The organism is Antarctobacter sp. (genome assembly GCF_034670325.1).
Classification (GTDB): Bacteria; Pseudomonadota; Alphaproteobacteria; order Rhodobacterales; family Rhodobacteraceae; genus Antarctobacter.
Window position 1 is genome coordinate 1 of sequence record NZ_JAXMNR010000007.1, and the last position, 17,061, is coordinate 17,061.

General features: G+C 62.1%; 16 protein-coding genes, 3 pseudogenes and 1 other annotated feature. Of the genes and pseudogenes, 4 read left to right on the forward strand and 15 right to left on the reverse strand.

What is annotated here, in order from left to right; translation table 11 throughout:
• Positions 1 to 126 precede the first annotated feature (126 nt).
• The 12 genes and pseudogenes from VOI21_RS17205 to VOI21_RS17260 all read right to left on the reverse strand — a co-directional run.
• A pseudogene (locus VOI21_RS17205) lies at positions 127 to 728 on the reverse strand (IS3 family transposase); the annotation flags it as partial.
• Positions 325 to 441, reverse strand: a sequence feature (AL1L pseudoknot). Its footprint overlaps the pseudogene before it by 117 nt.
• A 285-nt stretch (positions 729 to 1,013) precedes the next feature.
• A complete protein-coding gene (locus VOI21_RS17210) occupies positions 1,014 to 1,688 on the reverse strand; it encodes a dienelactone hydrolase family protein (protein ID WP_323771191.1) in 675 nt (224 codons plus the stop codon).
• Positions 1,689 to 1,698: 10 nt separating this feature from the next.
• Positions 1,699 to 2,688 (reverse strand): ABC transporter ATP-binding protein, encoded by a 990-nt coding sequence (locus VOI21_RS17215; RefSeq protein WP_323771192.1) that lies wholly within the window; start codon positions 2,686 to 2,688, stop codon positions 1,699 to 1,701.
• Positions 2,685 to 3,482: an ABC transporter permease gene (locus VOI21_RS17220; RefSeq protein WP_323771193.1), complete on the reverse strand. Its 798-nt coding sequence runs from the start codon at positions 3,480 to 3,482 to the stop codon at positions 2,685 to 2,687. Before VOI21_RS17220 ends, VOI21_RS17215 begins: the two co-directional genes overlap by 4 nt.
• Positions 3,479 to 4,357, reverse strand: coding sequence for an ABC transporter permease (locus tag VOI21_RS17225; protein WP_323771194.1), 879 nt, complete (start codon positions 4,355 to 4,357; stop codon positions 3,479 to 3,481). The genes VOI21_RS17220 and VOI21_RS17225 overlap by 4 nt, the downstream gene beginning before the upstream one ends.
• A 73-nt stretch (positions 4,358 to 4,430) precedes the next feature.
• Positions 4,431 to 5,459, reverse strand: coding sequence for an extracellular solute-binding protein (locus tag VOI21_RS17230; protein ID WP_323771195.1), 1,029 nt, complete (start codon positions 5,457 to 5,459; stop codon positions 4,431 to 4,433).
• A 43-nt stretch (positions 5,460 to 5,502) separates the two neighbouring features.
• Positions 5,503 to 6,315, reverse strand: a complete 813-nt coding sequence (locus tag VOI21_RS17235) for an enoyl-CoA hydratase/isomerase family protein (RefSeq protein WP_323771196.1) — start codon at positions 6,313 to 6,315, stop codon at positions 5,503 to 5,505.
• Positions 6,316 to 6,342: 27 nt separating this feature from the next.
• The gene (locus VOI21_RS17240) at positions 6,343 to 8,400 is read right to left on the reverse strand and encodes an acetate--CoA ligase family protein (RefSeq protein WP_323771198.1); all 2,058 of its coding nucleotides are present in this window, start codon (positions 8,398 to 8,400) and stop codon (positions 6,343 to 6,345) included.
• Positions 8,401 to 8,838: 438 nt separating this feature from the next.
• Positions 8,839 to 9,759 carry an ABC transporter permease gene (locus tag VOI21_RS17245; RefSeq protein WP_323771199.1) on the reverse strand — a complete coding sequence of 307 codons (921 nt, stop codon included), beginning with the start codon at positions 9,757 to 9,759 and terminating at the stop codon, positions 8,839 to 8,841.
• A complete protein-coding gene (locus VOI21_RS17250) occupies positions 9,753 to 10,844 on the reverse strand; it encodes an ABC transporter permease (protein WP_323771200.1) in 1,092 nt (363 codons plus the stop codon). The genes VOI21_RS17245 and VOI21_RS17250 overlap by 7 nt, the downstream gene beginning before the upstream one ends.
• A complete protein-coding gene (locus VOI21_RS17255) occupies positions 10,841 to 12,298 on the reverse strand; it encodes an ABC transporter ATP-binding protein (RefSeq protein WP_323771201.1) in 1,458 nt (485 codons plus the stop codon). Before VOI21_RS17255 ends, VOI21_RS17250 begins: the two co-directional genes overlap by 4 nt.
• 83 nt (positions 12,299 to 12,381) lie before the next feature.
• The gene (locus VOI21_RS17260) at positions 12,382 to 13,461 is read right to left on the reverse strand and encodes a BMP family ABC transporter substrate-binding protein (RefSeq protein ID WP_323771203.1); all 1,080 of its coding nucleotides are present in this window, start codon (positions 13,459 to 13,461) and stop codon (positions 12,382 to 12,384) included.
• Positions 13,462 to 13,832: 371 nt separating this feature from the next.
• On the opposite strand from VOI21_RS17260, the gene VOI21_RS17265 reads away from it, so the two are divergent.
• Entirely contained in the window at positions 13,833 to 14,558 is a 726-nt protein-coding gene (locus VOI21_RS17265) for an AraC family transcriptional regulator (protein ID WP_323771204.1), read from the forward strand.
• Between the two features lie 138 nt (positions 14,559 to 14,696).
• Here VOI21_RS17265 and VOI21_RS17270 read toward each other — a convergent pair whose 3' ends face one another.
• Positions 14,697 to 15,620 carry a zinc-binding alcohol dehydrogenase family protein gene (locus tag VOI21_RS17270; protein ID WP_323771438.1) on the reverse strand — a complete coding sequence of 308 codons (924 nt, stop codon included), beginning with the start codon at positions 15,618 to 15,620 and terminating at the stop codon, positions 14,697 to 14,699.
• Here VOI21_RS17270 and VOI21_RS24230 point away from each other — a divergent pair, their 5' ends adjacent.
• A complete protein-coding gene (locus tag VOI21_RS24230; protein WP_416358987.1) occupies positions 15,621 to 15,680 on the forward strand; it encodes a hypothetical protein in 60 nt (19 codons plus the stop codon).
• Between the two features lie 127 nt (positions 15,681 to 15,807).
• On the opposite strand, the gene VOI21_RS17280 is transcribed toward VOI21_RS24230, so the two are convergent.
• Entirely contained in the window at positions 15,808 to 15,975 is a 168-nt protein-coding gene (locus VOI21_RS17280) for a hypothetical protein (RefSeq protein ID WP_323771205.1), read from the reverse strand.
• Between VOI21_RS17280 and VOI21_RS17285 the strand changes: the two genes are divergently transcribed.
• Complete coding sequence (locus VOI21_RS17285) at positions 15,974 to 16,156, forward strand: hypothetical protein (protein WP_323771206.1); 183 nt, start codon at positions 15,974 to 15,976, stop codon at positions 16,154 to 16,156. The genes VOI21_RS17280 and VOI21_RS17285 overlap by 2 nt on opposite strands.
• A gap of 23 nt (positions 16,157 to 16,179) precedes the next feature.
• On the opposite strand, the pseudogene VOI21_RS17290 reads toward VOI21_RS17285, so the two are convergent.
• Positions 16,180 to 16,787: pseudogene (locus VOI21_RS17290) on the reverse strand (integrase core domain-containing protein); the annotation flags it as partial.
• Here VOI21_RS17290 and VOI21_RS17295 point away from each other — a divergent pair.
• A pseudogene (locus tag VOI21_RS17295) lies at positions 16,757 to 16,984 on the forward strand (integrase core domain-containing protein); the annotation flags it as partial. The pseudogenes VOI21_RS17290 and VOI21_RS17295 sit on opposite strands and share 31 nt — an antisense overlap.
• Positions 16,985 to 17,061: the final 77 nt, after the last annotated feature.

Here is a 17,061-nt window from a genome sequence, read left to right on the forward strand (position 1 = left end):
ACTCCCGCTGGCCCGATACGGCTGCGCTGTGTGGTGGCTACACCGCATCGGGCCAGCTACCCGAGGGCGCAGCAGGGGGTCATTTTTGGACGCCGATAGTGGGTCAAAATTGTGTGCCGATTGACACATCAGGCGCTCAACAGTGCATCGCGCCAGTTCAAAGCCCTCGCGCTTCAGCTGATGCCACGCCTTGCGAACCCCGTAGACCTGGTAATTCTCATCCCAGACCCGCTTGATCTCCGGGCGCAGCTCTGTGTCACGCTGATGCCGGGCCGAAGCTTTGGAAGGGTCCGCTCGGCACGCAAGTTGGTGATAGAATGTTGACGGCGCGATCGGCAGGACTCTGCAGATCGACTCGACGCCGTAAACAACGCGCTGATCCTCAATGAAGGCGATCATCGCTTCAGTGGGCGGTCGAGTTCCGCCTGCGCAAAATACGCTGACGCCTTGCGAAGGATCTCATTCGCTTGGCGCAACTCGCGAACCTCACGTTCCAGTGCCTTGATCCGATCCCGTTCTTTGGAGGTCACGCCGTCGCGCATGCCGTTATCCTTCTCGGCCTGCTTGACCCATTCGCGCAGGGTCTGGGGAATGCAGCCGATCTTGGGTGCAATGGCCGCGATCGCGCCCGCCTGCGTTTCGTATGAGCCTTGGTGCTCAAAGACCATCCGGACCGCGCGAGCGCGGACCTCAGGCGAGTAGCGATTTGCCATTTTGCTTTTTGTCATACCCGTCATCCTTGCTTAAGTTGACGGTCTCCGACAGACCCGGGGCGATTCATAAACGAGCACTTGGAGAGGCACAGAACCGTGACAGGTCCAACCTGCGCGGGTTCATTGCCATGCATGCATGCGAGCGCGCGCGAGCGGCTGGAGAAGCCGTCCGGCGATCCGATGGCGACGCAGGGTCAATACATCAAGGCGCAGAAACAGGCGAGCGGGTGTCATGACGCCGTTGCCCATGTTGGGAAACGGCACTCTTTTCCGGTTGGCGAGATTGAATCTTTGCCAAGGTCAGCTTGTAGGCTCTGCCGGTTTCAGATGCCGAGACCAGAATTCCAGATCGCGTGACCACGCCAGCTTTGCGTATTCAGAGTGGAATTCAGGGATATCGGGATTGAAGAACCCGTGATCGCAGGCGTAGCGGTAAAAAACGTAATCCTTGCCGGCCCGCTTCAGCCCGGCCTCATAGGCATCCACCATTTCCGGCGTGCACCAAGTGTCATCCAGCGCAAAATGTCCGATTACCGGCAGGCGCACCTGCTCGGGCAGGCCCTGGTCCAGATCTGGCAGGCCGTAATAGCACGATACAGCAGCGAAATCGTCAAGCCGGATGGCGCCGAGGATCGAGACGATCCCACCAAGACAAAAACCAGTAAGCCCCAGCTTGCGCCCAGGTCGTGCCAGGAAGGCAGCCGCGGCGCTGACCTGCCGGTCCGTGGCGCTCAGGAAGTCGAGTGCCTCCATTTCCCGCGCGGCGGCGGCCTTGTCGTGGTAGGGTACCACAACCCCGGAATAGAGATCGGGCGCCAGCGCATCAAAGCCAGCGGCCGCATATTGGTCGCAGACTGATCGGATTTGGTCCTGTACGCCCCACCACTCCTGTATCACCACAACCCCGGGCGCATTCTCCTGTCCGGACGCTGCGAAATAGCCCGTTCCACCTTGATAGTCGATATTTTCGCCCATGTGAGTTCAGTTATCCTTCCTGAAGTGAAATGATCCGCTCGCGCGGGATATAAGCCGAAACAGACGCTCCCGGCAGGATCCTTGGCCCTTCGCGCAGCGGCAGATGTGCAGTTAGCTCGCCTGCTTCGTGCTGCAGCGACAACTGTACCCTTTCTCCAAGGAAAAGCCTGTCATTCACGCGGCAGTCAAGCGCCACATGCGGCTCTGCCGGCGGTGTCAGCGCCATCGCATCGGGGGCGACCGCCACGGTGCCGGCAGCCCCCAACACTTCGCCGGGGAGAACGTTCATGCCCGCAAAGAACTCGGCCACGAACCGCGATTTTGGTTGCAGGAATAGCGATTCCGGGGACCCGTCCGCAACGATATTGCCCTGGTTCATGATCAGAATCCGGTCAGCAAGGATCATTGCCTCGTCGCGATCATGGGTGACGTAGACAAAAGTGGTTTCCAGTTTCCGGTGAATTGCGCGGATTTCTTCGGCCATATCGATGCGCAGCGACCGGTCCAGAGCGCCCAGTGGTTCATCCATGAGCAGGATCTTCGGCGCATAGGCCAAGGCCCGTGCGATTGCCACCCTCTGTTGTTGCCCGCCCGACAACTGCCGCGGCATCCGTTCGGCCATGGGACCCAGCTGGATCATCTCAAGCAACTCGTCGACCCGTTCCCGGCGCCGCACCGCGTTCCAGCGGTGCATCCGCAGCCCGTATTCGATGTTGCGCCGCACGTTGAGATGCGGAAACAGCGCGTAGTGTTGGAAAACCATGCCAATGTCGCGCGCAGCCGGTGGCGATGACGACACGTCCCGCCCGTTCATGGCGATTGAGCCGCTGCTTGGCAGGTCAAAGCCCGCCAGCATCCGCAACAGTGTCGTCTTGCCCGAACCGCTGGGTCCCAGCAGGGCGATGAACTCTCCCGGGGTCACTTCCAGAGAAATCTCGTTCAGGGCGAGCGTGGACTTGAACCGCTTGGTCAATCCGGTCAGCGACAGCGCTGGTTTCATCTGCGGGTTCCTTTCTTGCGCAGGGTCGCCGCAGCGCCCATGACAACGGCGGTGAAAAGCATCAGGAGCGTGGCGATGGCCGTGATGACTGGGTCCACCCCCAGCCGCACAGAGTCAAAGATCGCCTTTGGCAGCGTCACCAGACCCGGACCGGCGAGGAAGCTGGAAAAGACGGCTTCGTCGAAACTTGTCAGGAAGGCAAAGAGAAAGCCGGACACCATGGCCGGCATCAGCAAGGGCAGCGTAACGCTCCACCAGGCGCGCGCACGGGAGGCCCCCAGCGTCATCGCCACCAGTTCGAAGTCGGGCGAGATCCTTGACAGCCCAGAACCGGCAATGACGAAGACAAAGGGAAAACACACCACCACATGGCCGGCGGCCAGACCCCAGAAACTGCCCAGAAGGCCGATCTTGGCCATCACCAGGTAGAGTCCGACAGCATAGGCCGCCTGCGGGATCAGCAGCGGGAGGATGCCAAGAAACGGCAAGGCAGAGAACCTGGTCAACCGGGTCCGGTCCAGGGCAAAGGCGGCGGGCACCGCGATGAGCCCCGAGAACAAAGCGGCCACCAGCGCCAGCCAGAGCGACATGCCGACCGCGCCGGTCCATTCTCCGGATACGGCCAGAGTGCGGTAATTCCTGATACCCCAGGAGGATGGTGGAAACCCGATGCCGGGATCGTTGGAAAAGGACAGCACTACGACCAACAGCGCAGGCACGATCAGAAAGCTCAGGGTGCCCAGCAAGACCGCCCAATAGACCAGCCGCCCGACAATCGCGGAAGCTCGGATCATTTTCCGGCTCCTGCGGTCCGGTTCACTTGGTCCACCCCGACGGTGGCCACGGTCAGCACAACGGCCACCAGAGACAGGGCGATCAGCACAAGCGCGGCGACGGCGGCGCTCTCAAGATCGAAGAACTGCACCATGTCGTTCTGGATCAGCGTTGCGATGAACGGCGATGTCGCGCCGCCAAGGACAACAGGGACCACGTAGAAACCAATGGCGATCACGAAAATCAGCATGGCCGCGGCCACGATGGCCGGCCAGATGAAGGGCAGCACAACGGTCCGGATCGCGGTAAATCGACCCGCCCCCATGCTTTCCGACGCGCGCACCATGTCAAGATCAAGCGCCAGAAGCGCGGTGTAGATCGGGATCACCGCAAAGGGCAGCAGGGTGTAGAGGATACCCAGCACCACGGCCGTTTCGGTGTAGAGGATCTTCATCGGCGCGTCGATCAGCCCAAGATCCAGCAACAGGTTGTTGAGCATTCCCCGACGGGCCAGCACAATCAGCAGCGCGTAGTTCTTGACAACCGTGCCCATCAGCAATGGCAGGGCCACGGCCAGCCAGATCAACCCACGCAGCAGCCTGGAGGGTGAGACCAGCAGCGTCCAGGCTAGGATGAACCCCGCCCCCACCGCCAAGGCGGCCACTGCGGCACTGTCGCGGAAGGTCACGATCAGGGCGCGGGTGCGCGCGGCATTTGCAAAGTAGTCGGTGAAGGACCGCATCGACAGCCCGTCGGGCATGGCAACCGCCAAAAGCTCGATCACCGGCGTCACCACCAGCAGCAGCACAAGCGCCAGCATCGGCGAAAAGAGCAGTAAACCCAACCTCAGTCCGGGTTCAGGTTTCCAGGTGCCGGTAGAAGTGGGCTTGGTCATCTGCTGGTTCCATTCAGGGGCCCCGAGGCGGAGTTGGCCTCGGGGTCGGGTTGGCATAATGCGATGGGCGGATTCAGTTCGCGTTGGTGAGGAACTCTTGCCAGCGAGTCGAGATCTCGGCCTGGTGGGCGGCGAACCAAGCGGGATCAATCCGCACTGCATCGTGCGAACTCGGCAGAGCCTCTGCCACGGCCTTGGGAAGCAGGCCGTCAAGCTCGGCGCTGGCCATGCCATAGGGCAGGACGCTTGCCCAGTCTGCCTGTGCCTGGGGATTGGTGGCGTAGAATTCGAGGTACTTGAAAGCCAGCTCGGGGTTGGGTGCCCCCTTGAGCACCACGATATAGCCGGGATCCAGCAGCGCACCATCCCAGACCATGGTGAGGGGCGTGCCCTTTTGGGTCAGGTCGAAGGCGCGCCCGTTCCACATGATCGCCATGTCTACTTCGCCGGAACGCAACACTTGCTGTTGCTGATCGCCCGAGGACGTCCAGACGGAGACCTCGCCCTTGACCTGATCGAGCAGGTCGAAGGCGCGGTCGAGATCTACCGGGAAAAGATCCTCGGGCGCCACGCCCGAGGCCAGCGCCGCGAAGGGCAGGATCTGGCCCGGCTCGTTGATGATCGCGCGCGCGCCGGGGAAGGCCTCGACATCGAAGAACTCCGCCGAGGTGGTCGGGCATTTGACCTCTGCCAGGCAGGCGATGATCACCCCGGTCGAGCCTTCCTCGATGCCGAATTCAGTGACCGCGCCGGGCAGCGAACGCGCCTGCAGCCGCTCTGCAAGATCCTCGGGCAGCGGTTCGAGCATGTCATTGGCGAACAGGAAAGCGGCACTGCCCGCGTCGATGCTGTCAATCATGTCCCACTGGATCGCCCCGGCGGCAGCCTGCGCCTGGATCTTGGCAGCCCAGCCGCCGCCCACATCGATCAATTCGACATCGGCGCCGGTCGCCTGCTCAAACGGCGTGGCGATATGGGTTTCGGTGGTTGCGCGAAAGACCCCGCCCCATGTCGCCATGACAAGGCGGTCATCGGCAAATGCGGGCGCCGCCAGAACCAGCGCCGCGGTTGCGGTCAGAAGTCCGTTCTTCAGTCGTGTCATTTCATTCGTCCCTGTTGATTGTCGTCAGACCCGGTAACCGGGATCACTCGTATTGGCGGAATTGCTCGGCCCGCCATTTCAGCGCAGCCTTCATTCCTTGTTCTCGCTTGCGCGCGTCGAACTGCCGAAATTCCGGTGTCTCCATCGAGTTGAGCAGGGTGGCGGCATCGACACCGGCCTTCAGGGCGTTCATCAGCCCCATGATTTCGAGGGTCTGGTTCAGCGCCTTCTTGTTCCAGGTCAGGCATTCCGCGGCGACCATCGACATGCGCTTAGCGGTTTTCAGAACCTCGTCGTAGAACGTCTCCTTGGAGTAGACGCGCGTGACAAAGCCGATCCGTTCGGCCCGGTCCGCGTCGAACATGTCGCCCGTGTAGATCAACTCGCGACAGGCCGGACCGACGATCCAGGGCAGGATCAGCGTGGCCACGCCCGTTGAAAACCGCGTGTCCACCACGCCGAACCGCGCATCTTCCGAGCAATAGCGCAGGTCGCACATACCGGCGAACTCCATGCCTCCGGCAAGGCAATAGCCCTCGATGGCTGCAATCGTCGGCTTGCTGCAATGCCAGACCGAAAGGGTGAACTCCAAGTCGTGGTTCAGCCGCTCGGACCAAGTCGCCGAAGTATAGGGATCACCGTCGGTTTCCTCGGCTATGTCATAGCCTGAGGAAAACGCCTTGCCTCCGCTGCCGCGGATCATGATGACGCGGATGTCCGGGTCTGCCTCAAGCTCACCCAGCGCGGCGGTGAACTCTTCGGTCATCGTCAGGCTTATCGCGTTCAAAGTCTTGGGCTGGTTGAGGGTGATGATGCCGACTCGGTCGTCTTTTTCGAGCGAAATGGTGTCATACATGGCGATTTTGTCCTGCCTTCAGCGGTGTCATTCGATCACGAGATCCACGGCGGTCGCGCCCTGGCCATCGGGATGTACGATCAGCGGGTTGATTTCGATGGCGGTCACTTCTGGCCCGGCATCTGCCATGATCTCGGCCACGGCGCAGAGGGCCGCACGCACGGTCGCAAGATCCCAGGGCGCGGCACCGCGGAAGCCATCCAACAGCGTGGCAATCCGCGTTTCCGCGATCATCTGCCCGGCCTCGGCGTCATCTATCGGGCACAGGCGCAGCGTGCTGTCAGCCAGCAATTCCACCAGTTGTCCACCGGCGCCAAAGACGACCAATGGACCGAATTGCGGATCGCGCCGGGCGGCCACCAGCACCTCGATGCCGGGGGCGATCATCGGCTCGATATGGATTACGCCTTCGCCAAGCGACGCGCTTTGTTCGTCAAGAATGCTTCTGATTGCTTGGTAAGCCTCGGCAATGTCAGCGGGGTCCGTGAGGCCAAGACGCACCAGCCCAAGTTCCGTCTTGTGCAGCGCCTTCGGTGAAATACCTTTCAGCACCACCGCACCGTCGATCGACTTGGCGAAACCAACGGCGTCGTCCACGCTTGAGATGGTCTGCGGTGCGACAAACCGCAAGCGGGAATTCAGCGCGGCCTCTACCCTTTGCCGATCAAGTCTTGCGGGATTCGCAGCAGGCGCGGGCCGCGCATCTGCCGTGGCGCCGCCCCAATGGGCCATCGCCCGCAACGCACCGGGCAGGCCCAGCAGCAGCGGAAACCCGTTTGCGGCACAGATCTCTGCCAATTCCTCGTTTCGGCCCGAAACCGCGCTGTTGGACACGAAAAGGATCGTCTTGCGGCCGGCATAGCGCGACGCGACGCGGGCCATATCCACCGCCATCGGCCCGTCGACGCCACCGCCAGCCGGGGTGTCGAGGGTAAAAACAATCGGGTCGATTTCGGGCGCGGTGACCAGTTGCTCCATAATCCGGCCAAAGCGCTCGGAATCCCAGCCCAGCCCCCAGACGTCCATCGGGTTTTCCGGCATGCGGTCGAAGAACTCCGCCTTCAGTGCCTCGGCCAGCGAGGCCGGCAGGCCCGAGACCGTCAGCCCGACATCCGATGCAAAATCCGCAATCGCGGCGGCCTGGCCTCCGGAAAGCGTGATATAGGCGGCCAAGCTACCGGGCGTCGGCGGCGTTTTCAGGCACAGCGCCGCGCGCTGGATCATGTCGTCAATGTCGACGCAGCGCTGGATACCGTGCCTGAGGAAAAAGCCATCCACGACCGCATCCTCTCCGGACAGCGCGCCGCTGTGCGCTTCCACCGCTGCGCGCGCCATTTCCGACCGGCCCACCTTGACCGCCAGGATCCGCTGCCCCGCAGCCCTGGCCCGGCCTACTGCGGTCGCCAGCGCCTCGGGGTCGCGGATGGTTTCGAGAAAGAGCAGGACCACTTTCACACGTTCATCGGCCGCAAGATGCGCAACGTAGTCGGCCACGCCGCAGACGGCCTCGTTGCCCGCCGTCACCACATGCGACAGGCCCAACCGTCCGGGATCATCAGTCAGCGCCAGCGCGACAGACCCGCTCTGGGAAATCACGGCCACCGGCCCTGCCTGCGCATCCGCAAGATGCGCAGACCAAAGCGTCACATGGTCGACAACATTGATCAGGCCCAGATTGTTGGGACCGCAAATGGCCATGTCATGTTCAGCAGCAATGCGCGCAATCTCGGCCTGTCGCGCGCGGCCCTTTTCGCCGTCTTCGGCAAACCCGGTCGCATTGAGGCAAACCGCCCGAACCCCAAGCGCCGCCGCCTCTTGCAGAATGTCGACGCAAAACCGGGCGGCAACGGCGATGAACACCGTCTCGACCGGTCTGCCGATCTCGCTCAGCGAGGAATAGCTGGCCCTGCCCTCAATCTCATCATAGCGCGGGTTGACCGGATAGATCTCACCCGCATAGCCGCTGTCGATTAGGTTGCGAAGTACTGTGTTCCCCGCCGATCCGGCGCGCGGCGACGCCCCGACGATGGCCACCGTGCGGGGGTTGAACAGGGCGTTTACGGCAGAGGTGTCCTGGATTGTCACGAGCGGTTGTTCCCTTGGTTTCGGCATGTCTTCCGGCGCGCAGCCGTGATGGTCACGGGCACTGAGGCACTCGGCCCGACCAGGGCCGGTTTGGTGGGGTTGGGGCGCGGTGAACCGCGCCGGTCCGAGTTGGGTGCCGGTCATCAGAGCCCGGCGTTCGGTTGGCTCAGGATCAGGGAAACCACGGTTCCAGACAACCGAATTTACGGGTCCCAAGCGTCAATAGCGGTCCATAATGAATAAACTAGGGAATTACCCTTGGCACGCCCCAAAAGATCAGCGTTCAAATTTCGCTTAATTTCAGGTCATTATGTCGATCAATGCGCCGACACAGGTTTCTCTAGACATATTTTGGATCAGAGCCATGTATCCAAAATGAAAAAGCGGAACCTTGGCTCCGCTTGCTACGTTTCATAAAATACAGCCGGTCCGCGCGCTTCAGTTCCGATCTTCGCGGAGATACGGCTTGGCTAGGTCACGCGGCGCGGAGGTGTTTCGCCGCCGGCCGCTCTCAAAGATCAGCACCACCGCAATCGTGGCAAGGTAAGGCGCCATTGACACAAGGTGGATCGGCATGGCGACACCGCGCGCCTGCAAAAAGGGGATCGCGGCCTGAATGGCCCCGAACATCACCGCCGCCGCCACCGCTAACAAAGGGTTCCAGCGCACGAAGACCACCAGCACCACGGCGATCCAGCCGCGCCCCGCGACCATGCCGTCAACCCAAAGGTGGCTGCCAACAAGGCTGAGGTGCGCGCCAGCCAGACCAAGAAAGACACCGCCGACAAGTGTCGTGCCAAAGCGCAGGCCAGTGACCGGCAAACCCATTGCATCCGCAGCGGCCGCGTCATCGCCACAGGCCCGGATGCGAAGCCCAAGCTCGGTCCGGGCCAGAACGTACCAGACGACGGGCGCCGCTAGAAAGGCGAGCCAAGTCAACCAATCCTGCGCCGGAAGGCTCCAGCGCTCTGGCATGGCAAGTTCCGGCAGCCCAGCGATTGGCAGGTTTGTAAAGGCCAACCCGGCATAGCCGGTGAAGCCGATACCGGCGGTAAAGACAACCAGTCCGGCCAGAACCTGATCAAGGCGCAGCAGCACCACTAGGAAGGCATGCAGCGCACTCAGCGCCACGGCCCCCGCGACCGCCAGAACCAGCGCGGCGCTCCAATGCCCGCCCTGCGCCATGGCCACAACGCCAAGCAGCGCCCCGACGGCCATGACGCCCTCGGCCCCCAGATTGAGGGTGCCGCCACGTTCGGTGATGATCAGGCCAAGCACGGCCAGCAGAAAGGGCGCGGCAAAGGTCGGAACAAAACCGACCCAACCACCGATGAGGTCTCCGGCCAGTGCACTCAGCATGACGACCCTTCCAGGGCTTTGGACCGAACAAGCAGCAGCCTGTACTGCGGCACGAATGTCGACAGTGCGATGGAGAGGAACAGGATCGCCTGCACGCAGGTCACGACCGCCAACGGCATCTGGTAGAATGCTTTTAGCCCATCGGCGGCGGTCGACAGACCCGCCATGCAAATCGCGGCCACCAGGGTGCCCCCGGCACTGAGCCTCGCCAGAAAGGCGATCAGCACGGCGGCAAAGAGGTAGTTCTGACCGACAAACTGCGTGAGGCGAAACTCTTGACCGGCAACGATGGTAAAGCCGGCCAACCCTGCAAGGGCCCCTGCAAGCGCACCACATAGCAGGATCATTCCGCTAACGGGCACCCCCAACAGCCGCCCCGCCAACGGGTTGGCCGATGTTGCCTGCATGAAGGCACCGGCGCGGCTGATACGGGTCAGCCAATAAAAGAAAACGAGACAGAACAGCGCCAGGATCAGCCCGGCATGGACACGCCCGAAGCCAATCAGCGGCAAACGCTCGATGACGGCATCGAACTGCGCGGTGACGGGAAAGGCGGAGGCCGGGTCGCGCCAGGGACCAAACAGAAGGTGCTGCACGACTTGAAAGGCAACGTAGTTGAGCAGCAATGTCAGGATCAGCTCTGACGCCCCGGTCCGCACCTTCATCGCCGCCGGAAACAGGCACCACAGACCACCAGCGGCAGCCGCGGCCAGCGCCATCAATGGCAGGCGCAGCGCTTCGGGCCCTATGTCGAATATGGCCACGCCGGTGGCCGCGATCGCCCCCATCCAGCACTGCCCCTCGACCCCGATATTCCAGAACCGGACCCGCAGTCCGACAACCACCGCCAGCCCCAGAAGGATCAAAGGGGTTGCCCGAAGCAATGTCCGGTCCAGTCCCTGCTGGGGTCCAAAGGGAAAGACGATCAGGTCGGGGATCAGCGCCGCAGCGGGCAGCCCGATGGCAACCAGGAAAGCGCCCGACAACAACACTCCGGCCAGAAGGCCACAGCAGAGCGAGGCTGTCACCAGCCCCGGCGAGGCCGCGATGCGCGGTGACAATACAAGTCTTGGAAGGCCCGTCATCCGACAATTCCCATGATCTGGCGCCCGATATGGGCGCGGTCTACCTGATGCACCGGTGTTGGCGGCAGGATCCTTCCGTGCGACATCACCGACACCCGGTCGGACAGTTGCAGGACCTCGTCAAGATCCTCGCTGACCAGTAAGATCGCGGCGCCACGCTCGGTCGCGACGATCAGTTGGCGGCGGATGTGGGCGATTGCCGCGACGTCCAGCCCGCGGGTTGGAGAATGGGCGATCAGCACCTCAAGACCGGTGTCGAACTCGCGCGCGATCATCAGCTTCTGCGCATTCCCTCCCGACAGCAGACGCGCCGGGGTGTCCGGGGCGGCCCCGGCGATCTTGTTGGCGCGAATGGTCTCCTGCACTTCGGTGCGGTCGGAGCGGTGGCGGCGCTGGCCGCGGGCCAGTCGCGGCATCATCAGGTTTTCCATCACGCTCAGCCCGCCGAAGAGCCCAAGGCGAAAGCGGTCATCGGGGATGAACCGCAGGCCAAGGGCACGGCGTCGCGAAAAATCGGCCGGCACCGCTTGCGCTGCAATTTCAACCACGCCGCTCTCCGGGCGCAGCAAGCCCAGAATGGTCTGCACCAGTTCGGACTGGCCGTTGCCGCCGACGCCGGCAAGGCCTAGGATTTCCCCGGCGCGCACGGTCAGCGAACAGTCACGCAGCGCCACCCCGTGCGGGCCACCGTCAACGGACACCTCTTGCAATCGCAACAGCGGCGCGCCGACCTGCGCCTCGCCACGTGCGGCGACCTTCACCTCGGCATCGCCCATCATGGCCAGCACCAGCACCGGATGCGGCGTGTTGCTTGGGGCTTTGTCCAGCACCGTGCGCCCGCCACGCATCACCGTGATGCGATCGGCAAACCCTGACACGTCGCGCATCTTGTGGGTAATCAGGATCACGGCCCGGCCAGACCGTGCCAACGACCGGACCAGTTGCAGCATTTCGGTTGCTTCCTGGTCCGTCAGAACAGCGGTAGGTTCGTCAAGCACGATCAGACGCGCGCCCATCAGCAGCACCTTGAGGATTTCCACCCGCTGCTGCACCGCGACCGGCAGATCGGCCACCGGCACCAAAAGATTGACGGCAAAGCCGAGTTCGTCGGCCAGTCCGGAAATCGCCTCCGTGGCCTCGGCCGTCGACCGCCAAGCGGCCCTCCGCCCACAGGCCAGCCGCAGATTGTCCAGCGCACTGAGCGTCCCGACAAGCTTGAAATGCTGGTGCACCATGCCGATGCCGCAGTCTATGGCGCTGATCGGCGTCGGGAACTGCCTTGACGCGCCATCATATTCAAGTCGCCCCTCGTCGGCGGCGTAGAAACCTGAAAGCACGTTCATCAGCGTGGACTTGCCTGCGCCGTTTTCCCCAAGTAGCGCGTGCACCTCCCCCCAGGCCACTTCCAGCGATGCCTCGATCAGCGCAGGCCGGTCGCCGAAGGACTTGCTCACGCCGTGCATCCGCAGCGCAGGCCCGGCACGCAAGGCAGAGAGGGGGCCTTTCCCCTCTCTGCCAGCCTTATGGTTTGCGGCGTTCACTTCAGGTTGCCCTGAACGCCTTGAACAAGGAAATCGCTCCCCCACAGCGCCTCGACGCTCATCTGCGCGCCCTCGGCCACTTTGAGGCTGCCGTCCTGCGCGTAGATCGGCCCCTCGAAGGGCGACAGGGTTCCGGCTTCGATCTGTGCCCGCGCCTCTGCGATCTTCTCCGCCGCGTCGGCCGGCACGCCGGCCCGCAGTTCCAGCACCTCGATCACGCCTTCCTGCATCCCGTAGAGCGGGCTGCCCTTCGACTCCCAGGATCCTGCCTTGATCTCTTCGAAAATCGGGATCAACGCGCCCGACCAGTTGTAGACAACCGACGTCAACATGCCCTCGGGCGCGGCAGACGACATGTCGCTCTTGTAACCGATCGAGTGCAGGCCCGCCGCTTCGGCCACGACGGGCACCGCAGTGCTGTCCATCGCGGTGGCCAGCACGTCGACACCGTTTTCGATCAACGACTTGGCAAGCTGGGTTTCCTTCACCGGGTCGGACCACGAATTGGTAAAGGTGACCACGGTCTCGATCCCGGGTTTGACGGACTGCGCGCCAAGGGCAAAGGCGTTCACGTCCCAGACCACGTAGGGCAGCGGAAAGGCCGCAACGATCCCGATACGGTCCGAGCTGGAGGCCGACGCCGCCGCCATCCCGGCAAGATACCAGCCCTCGTAGGTACGGGCGTAAAAGCTTTCGAGGTTGGGCGCCTTGGTAACCCCCGAGATGTTCACGAAGGCAAGGTCAGGGTGCGCCTCTGCTGCGGCGAGAAACCCGTCGCTGAAGCCGTAAGTGCCGCCAATCAGCACGTTGTATCCGCGAGAGATATAGAGATCGAGCACGTTGGCCACGGCCTCGTTGGTCGAAGCCACGTTTTCGACATAGGGGATATCCATGTCAAACTGATCGGCAAGGTCGCGGCGCGCCTTTTCCTGCGCCAGCGTCCAGCCACCGTCGCTGATCTTGCCATACAGGATGAAGGCCGCCTTTGGAGTTTCGATTTCGACCTGCGCGGCCGCCGGAGACGCGCCTGCAATGGCCGCGATGGCGGCGAATACGACTGTCTTGAGGCTGTTCATCTGCTGAGTGTCCTTGTTGCTGGCCTTCACCGCGCGTTTTGCCCTGAACGGACGAAGGCGGCAAAGCGGATGCCCCAAAGGATTTCTCATGCCTCGTCCATGAGCAACTGAAATTAGGTATCCAAGCCGGGAAAAGCGGTCTACAATGAACATGAAAGCGGCTGCCAAAGTGATTGGCGAACTGCCCAAAATATGGACGTATCGTGAAAATAGGTGAAAGTCCGGAGTGGTCTTCGATTGAGAGCGCCCATACAGGGATCGCCACGGAGGAGCCGACGGATTATCTATCCGTAGCGAATATGTTTGCCGAAGGGGCCACGCTTGACTTCGGGCGATTCGTCTACGTGGACGGGAATGGGTGCGGCCCATTCATGGATCAGAAGTTCGAGATTCTGCACCTGCGCACCGGGCGTGCAGAAGTCATTTGCGACGACACCCGGTTTGAACTGGTGGCGCCGGCAATGGCGCTCGTGGTATCGCGCCATTCTCTCACCTATCGCTATGCCGCCGACCAGCCGTCACATGTATCCTGGTGCCAGGCCAGCGGCGCGAACCTGTCGCCACAGGCGCTGGAAATGCTGATGTCCTACCGTGGCGTGATCGCACCAAACGAGGCCGCGGTGGCGCTGGTCAAGATGGGGGTCGACGCCAGCGAGGCCGCAGGTGGCGGCTCTACGCCCTTCATCGAGGCCGTCGGCACCGCCCTGTTCCAGCATTTCATCGATTGGCGACGCTCGGCAAATCAGAGCCGCGACGTACCCAAACCCGTGCAACGGGTCCGATACTACATCGACAAGAACTTTGAGAACCCCACCACCATGGCTGACCTGGTCGAGGTTTCCGGCTATTCCGCACAGCACCTGAACAGGCTTTTCCACGCCAGCTACAACGAGAACCCGCTTGATTACCTCTGGCGCCTGCGTACGCGGCACGGTGCCTTTCTGCTCAAGCACACGGACCTGCAGGTTAGCCAGATCGCCTATCGCTGCGGTTTCAAGACACCCAACCATTTTGCCCGCTACGTGCGAAACCGATATGGGATTTCACCTCGTGCGCTGCGGGCGCGGGACTGGCAATGGAGCAACTCGGAGGATTGAACCGGATTTGGCCGCGCGCCCTGCGCCACCCCTTGCGGACAGTCCCGTGCGCTGGCCCTGCCCCTCTTGGAACCAGGTCAGCACCTGATCCATTTGCGTGCTCTGGATGTTGACGTGTTGGGTCGCCACAGCTGCTGCTCAGAACCCTTCCGGGGTAATCTTGCCTTTGGCCTTACCACTTTCGATCAAGGCATGGGCTCGCTTGAGGTTTTCGGCATTGATCGTCCCAAAGCTCTCGGTGGCGGTGGAGCGGATCTTGCCCGCATCAATGAAGCCAGCCACGGTATCAAGAATGTCGCCCTGGCGCGCGATGTCTTCGGTCGTGAACAAGGACCGAGTGAACATCAGCTCCCAGTGTGTCGAAACGGCCTTGCCTTTGATCAGCATGATATCAAAGCCCTTGGGGTCGTCGATAAGGCCGAACCGGCCTTGCGGTGCGATGAACTCGGCGATTTGCGGCACATAGGTCTCGGAATAATTGGTCGAGAACACGAAGGCGGGCGCGCCGATGCCAAGCGCTGCGATCTGTTCGGGCAGCGGTTTAGAGTGGTCGACAACGTGATGCGCGCCAAGCTCTTTCACCCAGTCCTGCGTTTCCGGTCGCGAGGCGGTCGCGATGATCGTCAGGTCGGTCTGTTCACGCAGCAGTTGGATGGCGATGGAGCCGACGCCGCCAGCGCCGCCGATGATGACGATGGCATTGGCCGCTCCGGGCACCGGATCGGTCACCTTTGGCCGGTCAAAGATCATCTCCTGCGCGGTCAGGGTGGTCAGTGGCAGGGCCGCTGCGGCCGCGGTATCGACGGACTTGGGCGCATGGCCGACGATGCGCGCGTCGACCAGATGGTATTCCGAATTGGTGCCGGGGCGGTTGATCGCGCCCGCGTACCAGATCCTGTCATCGGTCTTGAAGCGCGTGACCTGCTCGCCGGTCTCGCCTACGTCATTCCAGCCGAGGATCACCGGTGTGTCGCCTTCGGTCGCGCGGCTGGCGCGGACCTTTGTGTCGACGGGGTTTAACGAGACGGCGCCATCCTCGACCGTCTGACCCACCACGTCCACATCCTCGAAATGTACGGCGAGAGTTTCCGTCTTCGACAGAGCCGCAAGACAAAAGCCTGATCCACACCACGACCAGATCCCAAGTAACTGGCCTTCGGCCAGTGCGCCTTGACGCGCGCCAGCTATTTGGGAGCGCACGCGCCAAGGCGCCCACCAAACCCCAGCCGTTGGGGATTATTCCACCGATTCACTGACCCATTTTGCTCCGAGATTGACAGGTCAGGATGTCGAACTCCAGTCCGAACTTCTCGCCAAGTTCATCTTGCCGTTGCTCGACAAGTCTGCCCGGTGCCACCACCAGCCAGCGCTCAAGATCACTGCGGGCGATCAGCTCCTTGATCAAAAGGCCGGCCATGATCGTTTTTTCCCGCGCCGGGATCGTCCGCAAGCAGGAACCTGAGAGGCTGACGCGGGATCATTTCGCCGTACACCGCAGAAATCTGGTGCGGCAATGGATCCACAAGGCTGGTGTGAATCGCCAGATAGGGGGCGAAGAAATGAGCGAGCTTGTTGCGGTTTGCCTCTGTCACCAATGACCTGCGCCCCGCGGGTCCCTCGCTCATGACGAGAGTCTGCGGGTTTGATTTTGGTAGTCCTTGGTTTCGGGCTTGGCATTCGCGGCGGGCGCGGAGCCAATAGCTCAAGCGCCTGCCGCGCTTGCTTTGGCGTTCTGTTCCCCAGCGAAGAGTGGGACCTGACGTTGTTGTAATCGTAGCGCCACATCGCCAGCTTGCGGCGGGCATGGGCGAGGGTATCGAACAGCTCTTCATTGAGAAGCTTGTCCTGCAGGCTGCCGTTGAATAACTCGATAAAGGCATTCTGCTGCGGTTTTCCGGGGGCGGTGTAATGCCAATCCACGCCGTTCCTGTCGGCCCATCTCAGGATTGCTCGGCTGGTGAATTACGTGCCGTTGTCACTGACAATGCAAGCAAGTTTTCCGTGGATCCGGACGAGCGCGTCCAGCTCCCGGGCAACGCGCTCACCTGAAATGCTGGTGTCTGTGGCCAGGCACAGGTTTTCCCGGCAGCAGTCATCATTCACGGCCAGGATGCGAAACTTCCGCGACGCGCCGAAGCTGTCTGACAGGAAGTCCAGGGACCAGCGCTGGATGGTCTGTGTGGCTTCGGGCATCGGCGTTCTCGAGCCCCGTGAAACCGACCGACAACGGGTTCATCGAGGCGTTCAATAGCAAGCTCCGGTCCGAGTGTCTGAACGGGCATTGGTTCATGAGCCTGGCTGACGCCCGAGAAAAGTTGGAAGCTTGGCGTAGACACTACAACGAAGACCGACCTCACAGCGCGATCGGATATAACGTCCCGATGGCCATGCATTATCCCGATGGCGTCACCAGCCCGTCATCGTGAAACAGACGGAAAAATCCAGTTTCCGGTGGTCCAGCGTTGGGGAGCAGAGCAGTTGCGATTTGATGCCAAGAAAAATG